The following is a 14,556-nucleotide window of genomic DNA, read 5'->3' as shown; positions in this document are numbered from 1 at the left end:
GCGGCGCGCGGGAACGTTACCGGGCGGGAACTCCTTGCGGACCCGCCGGAAGGTGCACTGTCACCGTCAACCCGCCGCCCACCACAGGTTCCGCGGAGATCGCGCCGCCGTGGGCCTGGACGGCGGCGCGGACGATCGAGAGGCCCAGGCCCGCGCCGGAGCGGGCGGTGCGGGCGACGCCGGCGCGGCGGAAGGGTTCGAACAGCTCCGGCACAGCCGCCGGGTCCAACAGGCCGCCCGACGAGCGCACGCGCAGCGTGGACCACTGGGGGCCCGGTGTCGTGGTGACCTCGAGCCAGCCGTTGTCGACGTTGTGGCGCACAGCGTTCTCGACGAGGTTGCCGGCGATGCGTTCGAGGAGCGCGGGGTCGCCGAACGCGGGCGCGGCGACGGTGGCGAACTCGGCCCGCAGGCCACGCGCCGAAGCCTCCGCGCGCACAGCCGCCCACGCGCGTCCGACGAGCACCGCCAAGTCCACCGGCTCCCGCAGCACCAAGCCGGCGCCGTCGGTGCGGGCCAGGAGCAGCAGGGAGTTCACGAGCTGGCCCGCGCGTTCCGTGGCGTCGCGGACCACGCCGCCCATCCGCCGGAGTTCCGCCTCGTCGGCTTCCTCGTCAGACAGCGTGACGTCGAGCTCGGTGCGGATGACCGAAAGCGGCGTGCGCAGCTCGTGGCTCGCGTTGGCGACGAAGTGGCGCTGCGCGTCGAACGCGGCCTGCAGGCGGTCGAGCATGTCGTCGAAGGTCTGGGCCAGCTCGGCCAGCTCGTCGCGCGAGCGGATCTCGCCGATGCGCTCGCCCATCGACTCCACCGACAGCCGCCGCGCGGTGCCGGTGATCTCGCGCAGCGGCAGCAGCACGCGCGAAGTGAAGGTCCACGCGAGGATCGCCGCCGCGGCCACGACGAAGCAGAACGCCAGCGAGCCGAAGATCAGCACCCGGTTCACGGCGTGCGTGCGCAGGTGCTGCGCGAGCGTGGACGCGTCGACGTCGACTCCGTCCACACGCACGATCGTGCCGGGCGGCATGTGCGGCACGGCGTCCACCGCGTCGCCCACGAGCGACCACGCCAGCCACAGCAGGAGCAGCCCGGCCGCGGCCACCAGCACGGTCGCGAGGATCGTGACCCGGGCCCGCAGGCTGCGTGTGCCGGGCAGGTTCACTACGCGCCGGCCTCCGCGACCGGCACGCGGTAGCCCGAGCCCACGACGGTCTCGATGATCCCCGGCTCACCCAGCTTCTTGCGCAAGGTCATCACGGTCACCCGCACCGTCGTGGTGAACGGGTCGGCGTTCTCGTCCCACACCCGTTCCAGCAGCTCCTCGCTGCTGACCACCGAACCCGAAGCCGACAGCAGGACCTCGAGCACGCCGAACTCCTTGCGCGTCAGGTCGATCGGCCCGCTCGCGCGGCGCACGATGCGCTTCGCCGGGTCCAGCTCCACGTCGCCCGCCGTGAGCAGCGGTGGCGCGGCCGGCGTCGCGCGGCGGCCGAGCGCGCGCACGCGGGCGACCAGCTCGGGGAACGCGAAGGGCTTCGCGAGGTAGTCGTCCGCACCGAGGGACAGCCCGTCGACCCGGTCGGAGACGGAACTGCTCGCGGTGAGCATGAGCACCCGCGTCAGCTCGCCCGAAGCGACGATCTCGCGGCACAGCTCGTCGCCCGACATCCCGGGCAGGTCGCGGTCGAGCAGCACCACGTCGTACCGGGTGACGGACGACTTCTCATGCCCGTCGTCACCGGTCAACGCGACGTCCACCGCCATGCCCTCACGGCGCAGGCCGCGGGCGATCGCGTCGGCCAAGGGCTCTTCGTCTTCGACTACCAGAACACGCACGAGACCACAATCCCACAGTTTCCTGAGAGCACCTGAGAGACCTGAATGGACACTCCGGTCACCTCACGCGCAGCTCACGGCGAACGTCGAGCCGGCGTCACGACCAGCGCAACGCGAACCAGAGCCGCATCCTCGTCTCCGGGTCCGAAAGATCCACGCCGAGCGCCCGTTCGGCCTGCCCGATCCGGTGCCGGACGCTGTTGCGGTGCACCCCGAGCTCGGCGGCCGTGCGGTCCCAGCCGCCGTGGTGCGCGAGCCAGGTGCGCAGCGTCGGCACCAGCTCCCGGTCGTGCGCGCGGTCCAGCTCCCGCAACGGCGCCAGCACCCGCTCGGCGAACCCCGCCGCGGCACCGGGCGCGACGAGCGCGTCGAAACCCAGCGGATCCGCGGCCACCACCGGGCGCCCGAGGGCCTGCGCCCGGGCCAGCAGCAGCTCCGCCTCCGCGAGCGCGCCCGGCAGCCCGTCCGCGGTCACGGGCGAGCCTGCCACCGCGAGCCAGCCGTGCTCGCGCAACCCGTCGAGCTCCGGCGACGCACCCACCACCGCCAGGAACCGCGGCCCGGCCAGCACCTGCACGAGCGGGGTGTCGAGCCGCGCGCGCAGCCAGTCGTGGCGCACGGCGACCTCGTCCGGACCCCGGCGGTGCGCGACCCCGGCCACGAGCCGGCACTCCCCCGTGCCCAGCAATGTCGCCAGCACGTCCGCGCCGCCCTGCCCCAGCAACAACCCGGTGGCCGCCGCGCCGAGTTGCGCGGTGTCGGACCCGGCGCGGCCGACGAGCCCGAGCAAAGCCGCGCCGACAGCGAGGATCGCGCGGTCACCACCGTCGAACCGGCGGCGACGCCCGAGCACGAGCAGGTGCGCCGCCGTCGCCTGCGGGTACACCGGCTGCGCCACCACGTACGTGCTGTCGGGCAGCTCGGTGGTCGCGCTGCGGATGCCGGTGCCCGCGCGCAACGTCGTGAGCAGGTCCGTGACTTCGCGCGGCAACGGCTGCGGCGCGTCGTGCCCCGCCACGAGCGCGTCCGCGGGCCCGACGAGCGCCACCCAGCCCCGCAGCCGCTCGGCCAGCGTCGTCACGAGCGCCCCCATGCCGTCGCCCGCAGCGCGCGTGAGGGCCTCACGCGCGACGGCCGTCCGGCGCTGTTCGCGTTGCCCCGCCTCGGCGAGCTCGACGGCCACGGCCCGGCTGATCGCGAGGAACGGCGTACGCGGCGGCACGACGACCAGCGGCAGGCCGTGGCGCACGCACGCGTCGCGCAGCGGCTCCGGCAGGGTCTCCGACACCGTCGGCGTGAGGCCGAAGCCCAGCGCGGTCACGCCGGCGTCGCGCAGGCGGCGGACGTAGTGCCCGGGCTCGCGCGGCAGGTTCACCCCGGCGGTGAGCACCAGCTCGGCGCCGAGCAGGTAGGGCGCGGGATCGTCGAGCTCGCTCACGTGGGCCCAGCGCACGGGCGCGTCGAGCGCACCCGGCCGCAGCGTCTCCCGCACGAGGTCGAGCGCGAGCTCCGGGTTGCCGACAACCGTCCGTAACGGAACATTCACTTCCGCGGACTCGTGCGCGAGATTCTGGGTCATTCCATCCCGGCTTTCGAAGGTTCTTGGCCGGATCGTCCCATGCCGCAGCGGTGGCGCACGAACCTACGGTGGCCCGAACAACCCCGCAGAGAACCGAGGAGGACCCCGTGGGCGGCGACTACGCGGTGATCGCGCTGTACATCGCGGGCATGATCGGAGTGGGCTGGATCGGCCTGCGCCTGGCGAAGACGAAGTCCGACTACCTCGTGGCGGGCCGGCGGCTGGGCTGGTTCATGTACTCCGGCACGATGTCGGCCGTCGTGCTCGGCGGCGCGTCCACGGTCGGCGGCGTGAAGCTCGGTTACACCTACGGCGTCTCAGGCGCTTGGCTCGTGGTCACCATCGGCGTCGGCATCCTCGTGCTTCACGCGGTGTTCGCGCGGCGGCTGGTGAAGCTGCGCGTGTACACCGTCGGCGAGATGCTCGACCTGCGCTACGGCGGCCGCACCAGCGCCGTGTCCGGGGTCGTCATGTGGGGCTACACGCTCATGCTCACCGTGACCTCGACGCTGGCGTTCGCGTCGATCTTCAAGGTCCTGTTCGCCATCCCGAGCTGGGCCGGCATCGCGATCGGCGGCTCGATCGTGGTGCTCTACTCGGTGCTGGGCGGCATGTGGTCGATCACGCTCACCGACATCGCGCAGTTCGTGATCAAGACGATCGGCATCCTGTTCGTGCTGCTGCCGATCGCCCTCGTCTCCGCCGGCGGCTTCGGCGGGATGGCCGAGAAGCTCGACGCCACCTACTTCGAGTTCACCTCGATCGGCGGCGAAACCATCCTCACCTACTTCCTGATCTACACCTTCGGCCTGCTCATCGGGCAGGACATCTGGCAGCGGGTGTTCACCGCCCGCACCCCGCGCATCGCGACCGGCGGCGGCATCATCTCCGGCGTCTACTGCCTCGTCTACGGCGTGGCCGGCGCGCTCATCGGCACCGCCGCGAAGGTGCTCTACCCCGACCTCGGCAGCGCGCAGGACGCGTTCGCCACCATCGCCGAACGCCTGCTGCCGACCGGCGTGCGCGGGCTGGTGCTGGCCGCCGCGCTGTCGGCGCTCATGTCGACCTCCAGCGGCGCGCTGATCGCGTGCGCCACCACGACGACGTCGGACCTGCTGCGCAAGATCGGCCTCAAGGGCGGCGAGGTGCTGCGCAACCGCGTCACCACGCTGGTCCTGGGCATCGTCGCCATCGGCATCGCGATGGTCGTGGACGACGTCGTCAACGCGCTGACCATCGCCTACGACATCCTCGTCGGCGGCCTTCTGGTCACGATCCTCGGCGCGCTGTTCTGGAAGCGCGGCACCCGCCAGGGCGCGTACGCGTCGATGGTGGCCGGCACCGGGTTCGTGGTCGCGTTCATGATCATCGACGGGGTCGCGGCCAACAGCCCGATCTACTGGGGCCTCGGCGCGAGCCTGATCGTGTACGTCGCGGTGAGCCTCGCGACGCCGCGCACCCCCGAAGCCATCCTGTCGGTCTGGACGCGGCGCCTGAACGGTTCCGCGGCAGACGAAGAGAAAGCGGCAGCGGAGACCCCGTCCGCCGCGAAGGCCTGAACACCCCCAACCACGAGGAGCACACCGCAGTGAGTGACCTGCCCCCGATCGGCCCGCTCGACTCGTCGCGCGTCCCGCGCTTCGCCGGCTTCGCGACCTTCGCGCGGCTGCCGCGGATCGACGAGGTGGAGCGCGCCGACGTCGCCGTGGTCGGCGTCCCGTTCGACTCCGGCGTGTCGTACCGGCCGGGCGCGCGCTTCGGTCCCGCCGCCGTGCGCGAGGCGAGCCGGCTGCTGCGGCCGTACCACCCGGCGCTGGACGTGTCGCCGTTCGCCGAACGGCAGGTCGTGGACGCGGGTGACATCGCGGCGAACCCGTTCCACATCGGCGAAGCGATCGAGAAGGTGCAGCAGGACGCCGAGGCGCTCATGGCCGGCGGCACGCGGCTCGTGACGGTCGGCGGCGACCACACCATCGCGTTGCCGCTGCTGCGGGCGACGGCGAAGCAGCACGGTCCCGTCGCGCTGCTGCACTTCGACGCGCACCTCGACACGTGGGACACCTACTTCGGCGAGCCCTACACGCACGGCACGCCGTTCCGCCGCGCCGTCGAGGAAGGAATCCTCGACACGGCAGCGCTTTCGCACGTCGGCACGCGCGGCCCGCTGTACGGCAAGCGCGACCTCGAGGAGGACCGCCGGCTCGGTTTCGGCATCGTCACCTCCGGCGACGTGCTGCGCCGCGGCATCGACGAGACCGTCGACGCGCTGCGGCAGCGCATCGGCGACCGCCCGCTGTACATCTCGGTGGACATCGACGTGCTCGACCCCGCGCACGCACCCGGCACCGGCACGCCCGAGGCGGGCGGGATGACGAGCCGCGAGCTGCTGGAGATCCTGCGCGGGCTGCGCGACCTGCACCTGGTGGGCGCCGACGTCGTCGAGCTGGCCCCGGCGTACGACCACGCCGAGATCACCGCCATCGCGGCCTCGCACGTGGCCTACGACCTCGTGAGCCTGCTGGCGCTGGAGAAGAGCGAATGACGCGCATCGGGGGCGACGTCGTCGTCGAGACGCTGCGAGCGCTCGGTGCGGACACGGTGTTCGGCCTGCCGGGCCAGCACGCGCTGGGGTTGTTCGAGGCGCTACGGCGCGCGGACGACGTGCGCGTGGTGAGCTCGCGGGTGGAGAACAACCTCGCGTTCGCCGCCGACGGGTTCGCCCGCGCGCGGCTGGCCGCGGACCCCCGCGGCCCGGTGCCGGTGACGCCGATGATCGTGTCGACCGGCCCGGGTGCGCTGCTGACGCTGGCCTCACTACAGGAGTCGCGCGCCGCGTCGGTGCCGGTGCTGGGGATCTCCAGCCAGATCCCCGTCGCCGGGCTCGGCGGCGGGCGGCACGGTTACCTGCACGAACTGCCGGACCAGCAGGCGAGCTTCCGCGACGTCGTGAAGTCGGTGCACGTGGTCCGGACCGCCGGCCAGATCCCGACGGCGCTGCGCGAAGCGTGGACGGCGGCGGCAACCGCGCCGTACGGGCCGGTGTGGGTGGAGATCCCGCAGGACGTGCTGCTGGCGCCGGCTTCCTTGCCGCCGCTGCACGACGTGACGGCGACGCCGGTGCCGCTGGAACCGTTGCCGGAGCTGGTGGCGGAAGCTTCCCGGCTGCTGGCCGCGGCCGAGAACCCCGTGATCCTCGCCGGCGGTGGCGCCCTGCGGTCCGGTGTGCGTGCGGAATTGCAGGCGCTCGCCGAGGCGTTGCGGGCGCCGGTGGTGTCGACGTTCGGCGGGAAGGGCGTGTTCCCGTGGAACCACGAGCTTTCGGCGCGCTCGTGGCTGGAGGACTGGCACACCACGGAGTTCCTGGCCGGCGCGGACGTGCTGCTGGTGCTCGGTTCCGGGCTCGGCGAGCTGTCGAGCAACTACCGCGAGTTCGCGCCACGCGGGCGGGTGATCCAGGTGGAGGCCGACCTCGGGAAGCTGGAGTCGAACTACCCCGCGCTGGGCATCCACGCCGACGTGCGGCTGTTCCTGCGGGCGCTGGAAGTTCCCCCGAGGACCGCGGACGGACGCGCCGAAGCCGCCGTCGAGGACCTGCTGGCCCGCGTCGAGTCGCGATTGGACAGTCAGAACCTGGCGGCGGAACGCAAGCTCGTCGACGACCTCCGCGCGGCGGTGCCGGACGGCACGCAGACGTTCTGGGACATGACGATCGCCGCCTACTGGGCGTGGTCGGCGTGGCAGCCGGACGGCGCGCCGATCCACACCGCGCAGGGTGCGGGCGGCCTCGGCTACGGCCTGCCCGGCGCGCTCGGCGCGGCCGTCACGGGCATCCCCACACTGGCCGTCTCCGGCGACGGCGGCGCGATGTACGGCCTGGCCGAGCTCGCCACCGCGAAGCAGCACGCCCTCGACGTCACGTGGCTCGTGATCGACGACGGCGGTTACGGCATCCTGCGCGAGTACCTCACCGGCGCCTTCGGCGAGACGACCGCGACCGAGCTGGCGCGGCCCGACTTCGTGGCGCTGGCGAAGTCGTTCGGGGTTCCGGCCGTGCTGTCCACACCGGACTCCGTCGGCGCCGACCTGGCGAAGGCCCTGCGCACGCCCGGACCGTCGGTGGTCGTGCTGCCCGCCGTGCTGAAGATGTTCGCCCCGACCCACCTGGAGCGGCGGTGACCCCGGGGGGCATTCGGCACGGTCGACCTCTCCGGACAGTCCGAAGTCGACAAGGCGATGACCGCCGGACGCCCGCAGTGGTCTGAACGCCGAACGGCGGGCCCCTTCACGAAAGGACCCGCCGTCGAAAAGCGAAAGACTCAGCCCCGCGGATTCTCCGCCGGTACATCCTGCGCCACACCCAACCGACCCGACGCCCACTCCGTGATGCGGCGCGCCACGTCCTGTGCGGTCAGTCCGACCCGGTCCAGCACCTCGTCCCGCGAACCGTGGTCGTGGAAGCTCTGCGGCACGGCCAGGTCGCGCAGCGGGACGTCGCAGTCGGCGTCGCGCAGGACGGCGGCCAGGGCGGAGCCGAAGCCGCCATGGCGGCCGCTGTCCTCGACCGTCACCACGAGCTTGTGCTGTTCCGCGAGGGCGACCAGTTCGGCCGGCACCGGGACGACCCAGCGCGGGTCGACCACCGTGACGCCGATGCCCTGGTCGGCCAGGCGGTCGGCGGCCGCGAGGCCCAGTTTGCCGAACGAGCCGACGGCGACGAGCAGCACGTCGGGGGTGCAGGACTCGCGCGGGCGGCGCAGCACGTCGACCGTGCCGAGGCGTTCCACGGCGGGCAGGTCGGCGCCGACGGTGCCCTTGGAGAAGCGCAACGCGGTCGGGCCGTCCTGTACGGCGACGGCCTCGCGCAGCTCCTCGCGCAGCGTGCCCGGGTCGCGTGGCGCGGCCACGCGCATGCCGGGCACCATGCCGAGCAGCGAGAGGTCCCACATGCCGTGGTGGCTGGGGCCGTCGGGACCGGTGATGCCGGCGCGGTCGAGCACGAACGTCACCGGCTGGCGGTGCAGCGCCACGTCCATCAGGACCTGGTCGAACGCGCGGTTGAGGAACGTGGAGTAGACCGCCACCACCGGGTGGTAGCCGCCCATCGCGAGGCCCGCCGCCGACGTCACGGCGTGCTGCTCGGCGATGCCGACGTCGAACCAGCGGTCCGGGAACTTCTCGGAGAACTTCTCCAGGCCGGTGGAGCGCAGCATCGCGGCGGTGATCGCCACCACGTCCTCGCGCTCGGCGCCGATCTTCGCCAGCTCGTCGCCGAACACGCCGGTCCAGCTGGGGCCCTTCACCGGCGGCAGGCCGGTCTCCGGGTCGATCGGGTCGGTCTGGTGCATCTGGTCGGCCTGGTGGTTCACCGCGGGCGCGTAACCATGGCCCTTCTCGGTGACCACGTGCACGATCACGGCGCCGCCGAACGCGCGGGCGCTCTGCAACGCCTTCTCCAGCGCCACCAGGTCGTGGCCGTCGACCGGGCCGAGGTACTTCAGGCCCAGGTCGGAGAACATCACCTGCGGGCTCAGCGCGTCTTTGATGCCGGCCTTCGCGGCGTGCAGCGCGGCGTAGATCGGCTTGCCCACCACGGGGGTGTTGCGCAGGATCTCGCGCCCGCCGTCGAGCAGACGCTCGTAGCCGGGCTGCAGGCGCAGCGCCGCGAGGTGGTCGGCGAGCCCGCCGATGGTCGGCGAGTAGGAGCGGCCGTTGTCGTTGATCACGATCACGACCGGGCGGTCCCGGTTCGCCGCGATGTTGTTCAGGGCCTCCCAGCACATGCCGCCGGTCAGCGCGCCGTCGCCGACGACCGCCACGGCGTGGCGCGGGGCACCGCCGGACAGCTCGAACGCCTTCGCCAGGCCGTCCACATAGGACAGCGCGGTGGACGCGTGGCTGTTCTCCACCAGGTCGTGCTCGCTCTCGGCGCGCGACGGGTACCCGGTCGGCCCGCCGAGCTGGCGCAGCTTGTCGAACTCGGTGTGCCGGCCCGTCACGATCTTGTGCACGTACGCCTGGTGACCGACGTCCCACACGATCGCGTCGCGTGGCGAGTCGAACACCCGGTGCAGCGCGAGCGTGAGCTCCACGACACCCAGGTTCGGGCCCAGGTGACCCCCGGACCGCCGCACCTTCTCGACGAGGAAATCCCTGATCTCGGCGGCCAGCTCGTCGAGGTCCTCGACGCTCATGCGCTTCAGGTCCGCCGGTCCGTGCACGGAGTCCAGCATCGTCACAGCTCCACCTCGCCTGGTTCCCTTCGCTCCCGCCAGTTCGGGCCAGTCTACGGATCCGCGCCACCACCGCCGCGCCGCCCGCGTCCCGGATCACACGCCGAGGCCCCGCGCAACTCCACGGTCGGGTGTGAACATGGAGTCTTCGGCCAAGTCGCGGCTACCGCGAGTGGCCCCGATAATCCGAACCGGACCAAGATCGAGAGGACCTCATGGCGGACCTGTACATCGGCGGCGAATGGGTGAACGCGAAGGCAGGTGGCCGGCGCGAAATCCGGTGCCCGGCCGACGGGTCGCCGGTCGCCGAGGTGGCCGAGGCCACGCGCGAGGACACCGAGGCCGCGATCGCCGCCGCCCGGCGCGCGTTCGACACCGGCCCGTGGCCCTCGACGCCCGCCGCTCAGCGCGGTGACCTGCTGCTGCGCACAGCCGACCTGCTGGACCGCGACGCCGAGACCTTCGCCCGCGCCGAATCGCTCGACACCGGCAAACGCCTGGTGGAGAGCCGCTACGACATGGCCGACATCGCCGCCTGCCTGCGGTACTTCGGCAAGCTCGCGGCCAACGACGCGGGCCGCGTGGTCGACACCGGCAGCGCCGACGCGTTCAGCCGGATCGTGCACGAACCGGTGGGTGTGTGCGGGCTCATCACGCCGTGGAACTACCCGCTGCTCCAGACCACCTGGAAGGTCGCGCCCGCGCTGGCCGCGGGCAACACGTTCGTGCTCAAGCCGAGCGAGCTGACGCCGCACACGTCGATCCTGCTCATGAAGCTGCTCACCGAGGCAGGCCTGCCCGGCGGAGTCGCCAACCTGGTGCTCGGCGCGGGCCCGGAAGCCGGCGCGCCGCTTTCGGAGCATCCGGACGTGGACCTGGTCTCGTTCACCGGTGGCCTGGCCACCGGCCGCGTGATCGCCGCCAACGCCGCCGCGACGGTGAAAAAGGTGGCCCTGGAGCTCGGCGGCAAGAACCCCAACGTGGTGTTCGCCGACGCCGACTTCGAGACCGCCGTGGACTACGCCCTCACCGCCGTGTTCCTGCACTCCGGCCAGGTCTGCTCCGCGGGCGCGCGCCTGATCGTGCAGCGCGAGTGGCACGACGAGTTCGTCGACGAGCTGGTGCGCCGCGCCGAGCGGATCCGCCTCGGCGGGCCGTTCGACGACCACGCCGAGACCGGACCGCTGATCTCGGCCGCCCACCGTGAAAAGGTCGAGCGCTACGTCGCCACGGCCCTGGCAGAGGGCGCGGTGCTGCGGACCGGCGGCAAGCGGCCCGACGACCCCGAGCTGCAGAACGGTTTCTACTACCTGCCGACGATCCTCGACAACGTCGCACAGGGCAGCCACGCCGTGGTCGAGGAGTCGTTCGGACCGGTGCTCACGGTCGAGACCTTCACCGACGAGGACGACGCCGTGCGCATCGCCAACGACACCCACTACGGGCTGGCCGGCGGCGTGTTCACCAACGACGCGGCCAAGGCACAGCGCGTGGCGAACCGCTTGCGCCACGGCACGGTCTGGATCAACGACTACCACCCGTACCTGCCGCAGGCCGAGTGGGGCGGCTACAAGCAGTCCGGCTTCGGCCGCGAGCTGGGCCCGACCGGCCTGGCCGAGTACACGGAGGCCAAGCACATCTACCAGAACCTCCGTCCCGGCCCGCAGAAGTGGTTCGCCGGCTGACACCCGCGCGCTGAAGAAGCGCTTTCAAGCCCTAGTCCGATCGAGAACCACCGAAAGGACCAGTGCCCGTGAGTACCGACACCGGCGGCCGTGGCAACGCGGACACCAGCGATCAGGAACTCGGCGAGTTCGGCTACACCAACCAGCTCAAGAGAACGCTGGGCAGCTTCCACACCTTCGCCGCCGGCATCAGCTACATCTCGGTGCTCACGGGCGTCTTCCAGCTCTCCTACCTGGGCATCTCGCAAGGCGGCCCGGCGTACTGGTGGTCGTGGCCGATGGTGTTCGCCGGCCAGCTCATGGTGGCGCTGAGCTTCGCGGAGCTGGCCGCGCAGTACCCGGTGGCCGGGTCGGTCTACAACTGGGCGAAGAAGCTCGGCAACGGGCACGTGGCGTGGCTGGCGGGCTGGATGATGCTGCTGGCCTCGATCGTGTCCATCTCCGCGACGGCGCTGGCGTACCAGCGCACGCTGCCGCAGATCACCTCGTTCTTCCAGTTCATCGGCGACGGGTCGGGCTCCAGCGACGCGGCCAACGGCGTGCTGCTGGCCACCTTCCTGATCGTGTTCACCACGCTGGTCAACGCGTTCGGCGTGAAGCTGATGGCGCGGATCAACAGCGCGGGCGTGTTCATCGAGCTGCTGTTCGCGGTGCTGCTGGTGGTGTTCCTGGCGTTCCACTTCGTGCGCGGTCCCGGCGTGGTCACGGAGACGAACGGCACCGGCGCCGGGCACGCGGGCGGCTACCTCGGCGCGTTCCTCATCGCGGCCATCGCGTCGTCCTACGTGATGTACGGGTTCGACACGGCGGCCTCGCTCGGTGAAGAGTCGGTGGACCCGCACCGCAACGCGCCGAAGGCGATCATGCGGGCGCTCGTGGCGTCCTTTCTGCTCGGCGGGCTGATCATCCTGTTCGCGCTCATGGCCGTCGGCAACATCCACGCGCCGGAGCTCGGCACGGTCGGCCTGCAGTTCGTGCTCACCGACGCGCTCGGTCCGGCGATCGGGCGGATCTTCCTGTTCGTGGTGTTCATCGCGATCACCGTGTGCGTGCTGGCCGTGCACACGGCGGCGATCCGCATCGCGTTCGCGATGGCGCGCGACAACGCGCTGCCCGGCGGTTCGCGGCTCGCGCGGGTGAGCAAGAAGACCGGCACGCCGGTGCTGCCCGCGATCGTGATCGGCGTGATCGCGATCGCGCTGCTCCTGGTGAACATCAACTCGTCGCAGATCTTCTCGGCGGTCACGAGCCTCGCGATCATCCTGATCTACCTGGCCTACCTGCTGGTGACGGTCCCGATGCTGATCAAGCGCCTGCGCGGCGGCTGGCCGCGCAAGGACTGCCCGCCGGGGCGGTTCTCGCTCGGGCGCTGGGGCCTGCCGGTGAACGTGCTCGCGGTGCTGTGGGGCATCGGGATGACCGTGAACCTCGCGTGGCCGCGAACGGAGATCTACAACGCGGCCCCGCCGTTCCACTGGTACCTGCGCTGGAGCTCGGTGCTCTTCGTCGGCGTGTTCGCGGCCGGCGGGTTCGCCTACTACTGGTTCGTGCAGCGCCACCGCATCGGGGTGCTGGCCGGCCACGCCTCGGTGCCGTCGTCTCAGAAGGAGGAGTCCCGGTGAACGAGTTCGACTACGTGGTGGTCGGCGGCGGCACGGCGGGTGCGGTGGTGGCGGCGAGACTTTCGGAGGACCCGGACGTCACCGTCTGCCTGCTGGAAGCCGGACCGTCCGATGTGGACGACGCCGCCGTGCTCGAGCTGACGAACTGGATGGCGCTGCTGGAATCCGGCTACGACTGGGACTACCTGGTGGAGCCGCAGGAAGCCGGCAACTCCTACCTCCGCCAGGCCCGCGCCCGGGTGCTCGGCGGGTGCTCTTCGCACAACTCGTGCATCGCGTTCTGGGCGCCGGCCGAGGACCTCGACGAGTGGGCCGCGCTGGGCCTGCCGGGCTGGTCGGCCGCCGACATCTTCCCGCTGTACCAACGACTCGAGACCAACGACGGCCCCGGCGAGCACCACGGCCGCTCCGGACCCGTCACGATCCGGTCCGTGCCGCCGCACGACCCGGCGGGTGTCGCGATGCTCGCCGCGTGCGCGCAGGCAGGCATCCCGACCACGGAGTTCAACTCCGGCAAGACGGTGACCCACGGCGCGAACTGGTTCCAGATCAACGCGCGCGAGGACGGCGTGCGATCTTCGGCTTCGGTGTCATACCTGCACCCGATCCTGGGCACCCGCGAGAACCTCGAGGTGCGCACCGGCGCGCGGGCCAAGCGGCTGCTGTTCGACGGCCGCCGCTGCACCGGCGTCGAGCTGCAGCACCCCGACCTGATTCACCGCACGACCGTGACGGCACGGCGCGAGGTGATCGTGAGCTCCGGCGCGATCGACACGCCGAAGCTGCTGATGCTCTCGGGCATCGGGCCCGCCGGGCACCTGCGCGAGGTGGGCGTGGACGTGCTCGTGGACTCCCCCGGCGTCGGCTCGAACCTGGAGGACCACCCCGAGGGCCTGGTCCAGTGGGACGCGCTGCAGCCGATGGTCACCGAATCCACGCAGTGGTGGGAGATCGGCATCTTCACGTGCACCGAGGAAGGTCTGGACCGGCCGGACCTGATGTTCCACTACGGCTCGGTGCCCTTCGACATGAACACGCTGCGCCACGGCTACCCGACCACGGAGAACGGCTTCTGCCTGACGCCGAACGTCACGCGCAGCCGTTCGCGCGGCACCGTCCGCCTGCGCACGCGCGACTTCCGCGACAAGCCCCGCGTGGACCCGCGCTACTTCACCGACGAGCACGACATGCGCGTGATGACCCGCGGTGTGAAGCTGGCCCGTGAGATCGCCGCGCAGCCGGCGCTGGACGAGTGGGCCGGCATCGAGCTCTCACCGGGCCGCGACTGCGTGAGCGACGACGAGATCGCCGACTACCTGCGCAAGACCCACAACACCGTCTACCACCCCGCCTGCACCGCGCGGATGGGCCCGGACGGCGACCCCGGGGCCGTGCTGGACGCCCGCCTGCGCGTGCGCGGCGTCGAGGGCCTGCGGGTGGCGGATGCTTCGGTGATGCCGTTCCTGGTGGCGGTGAACCCGTGCATCACCACGATGGCCATCGGCGAGAAGTGCGCGGACCTCGTGAAGGCCGGCCGCTGACCTGACCTGACCTGACCGGACGGGCCGGGCCGGGTTTCCGGTGAGCGGCACCGTCCACAAGCG

10 protein-coding genes are annotated in these 14,556 nt (G+C 71.8%); 6 read left to right on the top strand and 4 right to left on the bottom strand.

Annotated elements, in window-relative coordinates:
- Nucleotides 1-16: 16 nt before the first annotated feature.
- From K1T34_RS31330 to K1T34_RS31320, 3 genes are all read right to left on the bottom strand, one after another.
- The gene (locus K1T34_RS31330; RefSeq protein WP_220238357.1) at nucleotides 17-1,162 is read right to left on the bottom strand and encodes a cell wall metabolism sensor histidine kinase WalK; all 1,146 of its coding nucleotides are present in this window, start codon (nucleotides 1,160-1,162) and stop codon (nucleotides 17-19) included.
- Nucleotides 1,162-1,836 (bottom strand): response regulator transcription factor, encoded by a 675-nt coding sequence (locus K1T34_RS31325; RefSeq protein WP_220238356.1) that lies wholly within the window; start codon nucleotides 1,834-1,836, stop codon nucleotides 1,162-1,164. The genes K1T34_RS31330 and K1T34_RS31325 overlap by 1 nt, the downstream gene beginning before the upstream one ends.
- A 97-nt stretch (nucleotides 1,837-1,933) precedes the next feature.
- Nucleotides 1,934-3,415: a PucR family transcriptional regulator gene (locus tag K1T34_RS31320; protein WP_220238355.1), complete on the bottom strand. Its 1,482-nt coding sequence runs from the start codon at nucleotides 3,413-3,415 to the stop codon at nucleotides 1,934-1,936.
- A gap of 107 nt (nucleotides 3,416-3,522) precedes the next feature.
- On the opposite strand from K1T34_RS31320, the gene K1T34_RS31315 reads away from it, so the two are divergent.
- The 3 genes from K1T34_RS31315 to K1T34_RS31305 are packed head-to-tail and all read left to right on the top strand — an operon-like array spanning nucleotide 3,523 to nucleotide 7,591.
- Complete coding sequence (locus tag K1T34_RS31315) at nucleotides 3,523-4,974, top strand: sodium:solute symporter (protein WP_220238354.1); 1,452 nt, start codon at nucleotides 3,523-3,525, stop codon at nucleotides 4,972-4,974.
- A gap of 38 nt (nucleotides 4,975-5,012) precedes the next feature.
- On the top strand, nucleotides 5,013-5,957 hold the full coding sequence (gene speB, locus K1T34_RS31310) for an agmatinase (protein ID WP_255638805.1): 945 nt from the start codon (nucleotides 5,013-5,015) through the stop codon (nucleotides 5,955-5,957).
- Nucleotides 5,954-7,591, top strand: coding sequence for a thiamine pyrophosphate-binding protein (locus K1T34_RS31305; RefSeq protein WP_220238352.1), 1,638 nt, complete (start codon nucleotides 5,954-5,956; stop codon nucleotides 7,589-7,591). The genes speB and K1T34_RS31305 overlap by 4 nt, the downstream gene beginning before the upstream one ends.
- Before the next feature lie 140 nt (nucleotides 7,592-7,731).
- Here the strand turns inward: K1T34_RS31305 and dxs are convergent, their stop codons facing one another.
- Nucleotides 7,732-9,651: a 1-deoxy-D-xylulose-5-phosphate synthase gene (gene dxs, locus K1T34_RS31300; RefSeq protein ID WP_220238351.1), complete on the bottom strand. Its 1,920-nt coding sequence runs from the start codon at nucleotides 9,649-9,651 to the stop codon at nucleotides 7,732-7,734.
- Nucleotides 9,652-9,860: 209 nt separating this feature from the next.
- Between dxs and K1T34_RS31295 the strand changes: the two genes are divergently transcribed.
- The 3 genes from K1T34_RS31295 (at nucleotide 9,861) to K1T34_RS31285 (ending at nucleotide 14,493) form a co-directional block, all read left to right on the top strand.
- Complete coding sequence (locus tag K1T34_RS31295) at nucleotides 9,861-11,330, top strand: aldehyde dehydrogenase family protein (protein WP_220238350.1); 1,470 nt, start codon at nucleotides 9,861-9,863, stop codon at nucleotides 11,328-11,330.
- Between the two features lie 68 nt (nucleotides 11,331-11,398).
- Nucleotides 11,399-12,952, top strand: coding sequence for an APC family permease (locus tag K1T34_RS31290; RefSeq protein ID WP_220238349.1), 1,554 nt, complete (start codon nucleotides 11,399-11,401; stop codon nucleotides 12,950-12,952).
- Nucleotides 12,949-14,493 carry a GMC family oxidoreductase gene (locus K1T34_RS31285; RefSeq protein ID WP_220238348.1) on the top strand — a complete coding sequence of 515 codons (1,545 nt, stop codon included), beginning with the start codon at nucleotides 12,949-12,951 and terminating at the stop codon, nucleotides 14,491-14,493. The genes K1T34_RS31290 and K1T34_RS31285 overlap by 4 nt, the downstream gene beginning before the upstream one ends.
- Nucleotides 14,494-14,556 lie beyond the last annotated feature (63 nt).

Origin of the sequence: Amycolatopsis sp. DSM 110486 (genome assembly GCF_019468465.1) — a bacterium.
Lineage (GTDB): Bacteria > Actinomycetota > Actinomycetes > Mycobacteriales > Pseudonocardiaceae > Amycolatopsis.
Note: the sequence above shows the minus strand (reverse complement) of the source record. Positions and strands in the feature narration are given on the sequence as shown.

Bases quoted from the DNA above. Each gene is read 5' to 3' on its own strand.
- K1T34_RS31295 (WP_220238350.1), top strand. From the start codon at position 9,861: ATGGCGGACCTGTACATCGGCGGCGAATGGGTGAACGCGAAGGCAGGT.
- K1T34_RS31305 (WP_220238352.1), top strand. From the start codon at position 5,954: ATGACGCGCATCGGGGGCGACGTCGTCGTCGAGACGCTGCGAGCGCTC.
- K1T34_RS31320 (WP_220238355.1), bottom strand. From the start codon at position 3,415: ATGACCCAGAATCTCGCGCACGAGTCCGCGGAAGTGAATGTTCCGTTA.